Source organism: Microcoleus sp. LEGE 07076, from assembly GCF_015207455.1.
GTDB lineage: Bacteria > Cyanobacteriota > Cyanobacteriia > Cyanobacteriales > Microcoleaceae > Microcoleus.
In genome coordinates this window covers 1-5,769 of record NZ_JADEWV010000292.1, presented here as the reverse complement: position 1 = coordinate 5,769, position 5,769 = coordinate 1, and the positions used below count along the sequence as shown (strand labels likewise).

Sequence of the window (5,769 nt, the reverse complement as noted above, 5' to 3'; positions counted from 1 at the left end):
ACAAATAACAAATAACAAATAACAAATAACAAACAACAAGTAACAAATAACAAACAACAAATAACAAATAACAAATAACAAATAACAAATAACAAATAACAACAGTGAACAATCAACTTTTATGTTTGTTGCAGCTAGCTTTTGCGCCTGTGGGAGCTTATAGTTATTCTGAGGGAATTGAAAGTCTGGTAGAAACCGGTGCGATCGACAGCGAGAGTAGTTTGAGGAATTGGTTGGAAAATTCGCTGCAATTCGGGGCGGTGCGAGTAGAAGCTGCTGTGGCGATACGGGCTTTGAGGGCGGCTCAAATTGGGGATTTGACGGCTTTGAGTTACTGGAATGCTTGGGCGACTGCTGCTAAGGAAACGGAAGAGTTGCGCTTGCAAAGTTGGCAGATGGGACGGACTTTGATCAGGTTGCTGTTGGATTTGCGTGAAGCGAAGCTATCCCGCAGGGAATCGCCCGTTTCTGCTGTGTTAACAACAAGTGTAAAAGATTTGGTGGAATTTGGTGGCAATCCGTGCAATTTTGCGATCGGCTTTGGGATTGCTGCGGCCTGTTGGCAGATTGAAGAGGAGGCGGCCGTGTTAGGATATTTGTACAGTTGGGCTGCAAATTTGGCGAGTGCGGGCGTGAAGCTGATTCCTCTAGGTCAAACATCCGGTCAACAGTTACTGTTAGATTTGCACTCTCAAATTAGTTGTACGGCGCAAGAAGTTTTACAATTAGAAGATGATGATATTGCTAGTTGCAGTTGGGGATTGGGACTGGCTAGCATGGCGCACGAAACTCAGTACACTCGGTTGTTTCGCAGTTAAAAATCAGACAATTTGAAATCCAAAATCCCAAATCTAAAATTCAAAATCTAAAATCTAAAATCTAAAATCTAAAATCGCTATGAGTGCTTTTCGTGTAGGAATTGCTGGCCCGGTTGGTTCGGGAAAAACTGCTTTGCTTGATGCTTTGTGCAAGGCGCTGCGGCAGCAATACCAGATTGCGGTTGTTACTAATGATATCTATACTCAGGAAGATGCCCAGTTTTTGGTTCGCAGTCAAGCTTTGGAGAGCGATCGAATTTTGGGCGTAGAGACTGGCGGCTGTCCCCACACGGCGATTCGCGAAGATGCTTCGATCAACTTGGTAGCGATAGAAGAGTTAGAACACAAATTCACTGATTTAGATTTAGTCTTTGTCGAAAGCGGCGGCGACAATTTGGCGGCAACTTTTAGCCCGGAGTTGGTGGATTTGACAATTTACGTAATCGATGTGGCTGCGGGCGATAAAATTCCGCGCAAGGGCGGCCCGGGAATTACTAAATCGGATTTATTAGTGATTAATAAGATAGACCTCGCGCCTTTTGTGGGAGCAGATTTGGGGGTGATGGAACGGGATGCTAAAAAAATGCGCGGGGAGAAACCTTTTGTTTTTACTAATTTAAAGACAAAGGAAGGGTTAGAATCGGTGGTTGATTTTGTGAAGCTGAATGTCGCCTAGGCCGATCGCATCTAGTATCATGGAAATAAGCCGTTTAATGACTACCAAGTAAGTTATGCTGAGTTGTGATGATGCAGCCAAATACTTTTTGGCTCAGGTAAGTGAAGATGCTGGCGATCTGATATCTAATCTCAAACTTCAGAAATTGCTTTACTATGCTCAAGGCTTTCATTTAGCTTTGTACGACGAACCGCTATTTCCTGAAGCAATAGAAGCATGGACTCACGGGCCGGTTGTTCTTGATTTATACCGTCACTATAAAAAGTATGGTGCTGGTGCAATTCCATGTCCTGAAGATATAGACTTTTCGATTTATGAGGAAGAAACTAAGAGCCTGCTAGATGAAGTTTACTCCGTGTTTGGGCAGTTTGCTGCATGGAAGTTACGCAACATGACGCAAGAAGAATATCCCTGGAAATTTGCGGCTCAAAATAGCGGTACAATTACTCGTCAATCGCTTCAGGAATACTTTAAGACTCAACTCAATTGTGAAGAAGCAGTTTAAGGCAAATCAGCGGCAAGAAAAAAGAACCAAGATTTCAGCTAGGGAAACTGTTGATTTACCGCCAGAGCAGCAGTCGCCTTTATTTTGTTTGCGATACATGAATAAAGATTACTCTCTTTCTCAGTGTACAAAAGATAAAAAGGCAGCTTTTGCAGATAAGCTGTTCGACATCTAAATTTCATTTTTCGTGCGGGCGGGACACCCCACAAGAACTTTATCAAGTTTTGACTGTGCAGTTTAAATGCAGAACAGCTTACTCTCTACAAGTTAAGGGTCGAAAATTTAATAACTTAAACACCTCCTACCGTCCTCTCTCCTGTAAGTTGCTTTCCTCGAAGGAGGCAGAGCCTCGCCTATCTGCATTACCAGGCAGAGCCTGGTAACGAGCAATCGCTTAAGTTATTAAATTTTCATTCCTAAGTCAGCTTACCTGGAGCCAGATTAATGCTTCTGGCCGTCACCGCTCTGGCTATGAGAAGATTGTTAAAAGTTCCATTATAGTGGCTATTCCTAGCCATCTTAAGGATGATGTAAATTTTATTGGTTTTCGGTTTTGCGGGATGGCTCCGATGGTTGGTTATCGAGATGGGGCTGTGCTTTATATTATTTGGCTGGATAGAGACTTTACGCTTTATCCTCATTAAAAAGAATTCGTTAAAATAGGTTTTACGTTTTTATGTTAAGTTTCCACTTCACTATCGTCCATTCCAAATGCTAAAATTCCCAAAATTTTACCCAAATTGCTTAGCAAAGTTTCGCCGATCTCAACAAAAACCGCTTCTTTTTCCAGTTTTAAGAATTTCCACCTATCTCCTGTAGTGACAGCCCCATAAATTGTGGTAATCTGATTACCTTCGCGCTCGTTGAAGATTTTAGCTGCTAGCATTTCAGCTATGCACTGTCCCAATCCAGAATTAATGTTTTCCTTTTTAGCTTCTACAAGAGCAATGACTGGGGCTTTTACAATCAGCAATTCTGGCGATCGACTTATCAGAAAATCACAAGTTCCATTCAGCCCTCTTTCAGCATCTACAGTAAAGTCAATGCCAGAGAATAAGCTCACGCGATGGTGCAAAAGTTTTCTCACTTCCATTAAAATCGGTGCGATAATCAGTTCAGAACGCGATTTTTCTGTATTGCTACCGAGAGCTACAGGCAGATTTTCTTGCAAAGTTTCTGTCAGCAATCTGCTGTATTCTAACTCTGGTGCAGGAGTGAAGATTTCGACTATTTCAGAATAAGCTAAGTCAAAGGTTTTCAATACTCTGTCTAAATTAAAGTCACTGTATGCCATTTGACTTTCTCCTGGTTACAAATTCTCGATCGCCTATTTACTTTAACACTCCCTACTGCACCACCAGTTCCTTGACTAAATTTGCCAAACGTTCCCCGCTGTCTCTCACGGCTAGTTCAGAAGCAGCTTGAGACATTTTTGCTAAATATTGGGAATCTTTTAATAGATACAGCACTTTGCTTTGCAATACTTCTGCTGTGAGTTCGCTTTGACGGAATACTACGGCGGCTCCTGATGCGGCAAATACTTCGGCATTAAATCTTTGGTGGTCGTCTGCGGCGTGAGGATAAGGAATTAAAATAGAAGGTACTCCGGTAACAGCTAATTCTGTCATGGCGCTGGCACCCGATCGACTAATTGCTAAATTTGCTCGCTGCAACAAACTCGCCACATTGTCGTAAAATGGCATTGACAAATATTGCTCGTGTTTTAAACTTGCAGCATCCGGGTCATTATTTCCGGTGAGGTGAACTACCCAAGCACCGGCATCAAACCAAGCAGGAGCACACTCGCGCACTAACTGATTGATGGCGACAGCACCTTGAGAACCGCCCATGACTAAAATTACAGGTACGCTGTCAGGAATTGGAAACTTTAGAGGTTGCGGCGCGAGGAATTGCGATCGCACCGGCGTACCCGCAACCACGGTTTTCGCCCTGGGTAAATGCTTGGCTGCTGCTGCAAATCCGATCGCCACAGCACTGCAAAAAGGACTAAACCAGCGCGTCACTTTTCCGGGAAAAACATTAGATTCGTGGAGAATCACCGGCAAACCCAAAGAGCGCGCCGCCAGAATTGCCGGTGCTGCGATGTAACCGCCGGTGGTAAAAACTCCCTGAAAATTTCCAGCTTGGAGCAACTTCCGCACCTGAAGGATCGAGCCGAGCAGTCCGCCCAAAATTCGCACTGTACCGAGTCCAAATCGGTGCTGGAAGCCTTCGACGGCGATCGTGTGGAGGGGGTAAAGGGATGAAACTAACTGGGTTTCCATGCGGTCTGGGACTCCCAGCCATTCGATCTGACAGTCCTGCAATTCGGCAGCGGTGGCGATCGCCGGAAATAAATGTCCTCCCGTGCCACTAGCTGCAACCAACAACCGCAGGGGGGTTTTTGTCAAGGTATTTGTTTCTGTTACAAGTTCCACAGGTAAAGTGATTTTAGATAGGAGGTTTTAGATTATTATGCTTATTGTTCCGGCAGTTTCAGCCAATTTTCAATCAGCAATCTAAAATTAGATTTTGCCGTATCCCTGCATCCGTTGTCAGTTTTTCGTTGCAGGCGAACAATTGCCCGCGCCGCGACCCCTGATAAATAACCAAAGTATCATCTAATGCGTAATTTGTTGAATTTAGTGCCAAGTGTATCTCAGTATTTTTCCAGCCGTCGGGACGAAAAAGCCGATCCTGTTCGTTGGCGCAGCCCCCGTAGGGGCGGGCTGCGCCAACGGGCGATCGTATTTGGCTGTAACTGCGGGCTGTCGATCGCTCAAATATTGTGGTGTTTTACAGCGGTAAGTGCTGGCGTGCTGCATCCGACTGCTGTCAGAGCTATTGGTGCGATCGGGGCGACTCCAGGGGCGACTCCAGGGGCGATCGTCCAAACCCCAGCCAATGCGCCCGCCCCACTCACCAAACTGCTAACAGCAATTGACGCAGCAGCCAACCAGCGCAATGTCAAAGCAGTCATGGCATTTTACAGCCAGAATTTCACTCATTCTGACGGCTTAAACAGCCGCGTCATGGCAAAAGCCCTCACCCAACTCTGGGAGCGATATCCCAATTTAAATTACCGCACCGAACTCAAATCTTGGACAACCGAAGGTAGCGCGATTGTCGCTGAAACTGTAACTACAATTACTGGCACTCAGAAAAAAGATGGGATAGACTTAAATCTCAAAGCTACTATCCGTTCTCAGCAGCGTTTTGAAGGTGAAAAAATAGTTAAGCAAGAAATTTTAGCAGAACAAACCCAGCTTATTTCTGGCAAAAATCCTCCCACAGTTCAAGTGAATTTGCCAGAGCAAGTGAAGGTAGGGGAAGAGTACAATTTTGATGTCATTGTTCGAGAGCCGATCGGCGATGATATTTTAATAGGAACTGTTGTGGAGGAACCGATTACCGAAAAAACATTTTTTAAGTCGTCAGAAGTCGAGCTGGAGTTGCTGAATTCAGGAGGGATTTTTAAAGTAGGTACAGCTCCCGCTACGCCAGAAAATCGCTGGATTTCAGCAGTGTTGATGCGGCAAGGCGGAATTGCAACGGTTAGCGTGCGATTGCGGGTTGTCAAGTAATAAAATAGGTGTTATGGGAATTGGGAATTGGGAATTGGGAATTGGGAATTGGGAATTGGGAATTGCTAGCAAATAACCAATAACCAATAACCAATAACCAATAACCAATAACCAATAACCAATAACCAATAACCAATAACCAATAAACAAAAACCAATAACCAATAACCAATAACCAATAACCAAT

The 5,769-nt window shown here is 44.4% G+C and carries 7 protein-coding genes; 5 read left to right on the top strand and 2 right to left on the bottom strand.

Annotation, left to right across the window (positions count from 1 at the left end):
- The first annotated feature begins 104 nt into the window (after positions 1-104).
- From IQ270_RS27460 to IQ270_RS27445, 4 genes are all read left to right on the top strand, one after another.
- The gene (locus IQ270_RS27460) at positions 105-818 is read left to right on the top strand and encodes an urease accessory protein UreF (RefSeq protein WP_193976319.1); all 714 of its coding nucleotides are present in this window, start codon (positions 105-107) and stop codon (positions 816-818) included.
- Positions 819-897: 79 nt separating this feature from the next.
- Complete coding sequence (ureG, locus tag IQ270_RS27455; RefSeq protein WP_193976318.1) at positions 898-1,494, top strand: urease accessory protein UreG; 597 nt, start codon at positions 898-900, stop codon at positions 1,492-1,494.
- 55 nt (positions 1,495-1,549) lie between these two features.
- A complete protein-coding gene (locus IQ270_RS27450; protein ID WP_193976317.1) occupies positions 1,550-1,999 on the top strand; it encodes a Panacea domain-containing protein in 450 nt (149 codons plus the stop codon).
- A complete protein-coding gene (locus tag IQ270_RS27445; RefSeq protein ID WP_193976316.1) occupies positions 1,983-2,174 on the top strand; it encodes a hypothetical protein in 192 nt (63 codons plus the stop codon). The genes IQ270_RS27450 and IQ270_RS27445 overlap by 17 nt, the downstream gene beginning before the upstream one ends.
- A 504-nt stretch (positions 2,175-2,678) precedes the next feature.
- Here IQ270_RS27445 and IQ270_RS27440 read toward each other — a convergent pair.
- On the bottom strand, positions 2,679-3,293 hold the full coding sequence (locus IQ270_RS27440) for a hypothetical protein (protein ID WP_193976315.1): 615 nt from the start codon (positions 3,291-3,293) through the stop codon (positions 2,679-2,681).
- A gap of 52 nt (positions 3,294-3,345) precedes the next feature.
- Positions 3,346-4,410, bottom strand: a complete 1,065-nt coding sequence (gene murG, locus IQ270_RS27435; RefSeq protein ID WP_193976320.1) for an undecaprenyldiphospho-muramoylpentapeptide beta-N-acetylglucosaminyltransferase — start codon at positions 4,408-4,410, stop codon at positions 3,346-3,348.
- A gap of 213 nt (positions 4,411-4,623) precedes the next feature.
- On the opposite strand from murG, the gene IQ270_RS27430 reads away from it, so the two are divergent.
- Positions 4,624-5,583 (top strand): nuclear transport factor 2 family protein, encoded by a 960-nt coding sequence (locus IQ270_RS27430; protein ID WP_193976314.1) that lies wholly within the window; start codon positions 4,624-4,626, stop codon positions 5,581-5,583.
- Positions 5,584-5,769: the final 186 nt, after the last annotated feature.

What these genes read in the sequence shown, in the direction of transcription:
- IQ270_RS27430 (WP_193976314.1), top strand. Translation starts at nt 4,624, where the DNA reads ATGCGTAATTTGTTGAATTTAGTGCCAAGTGTATCTCAGTATTTTTCC.
- IQ270_RS27440 (WP_193976315.1), bottom strand. Translation starts at nt 3,293, where the DNA reads ATGGCATACAGTGACTTTAATTTAGACAGAGTATTGAAAACCTTTGAC.
- ureG (WP_193976318.1), top strand. Translation starts at nt 898, where the DNA reads ATGAGTGCTTTTCGTGTAGGAATTGCTGGCCCGGTTGGTTCGGGAAAA.
- IQ270_RS27450 (WP_193976317.1), top strand. Translation starts at nt 1,550, where the DNA reads ATGCTGAGTTGTGATGATGCAGCCAAATACTTTTTGGCTCAGGTAAGT.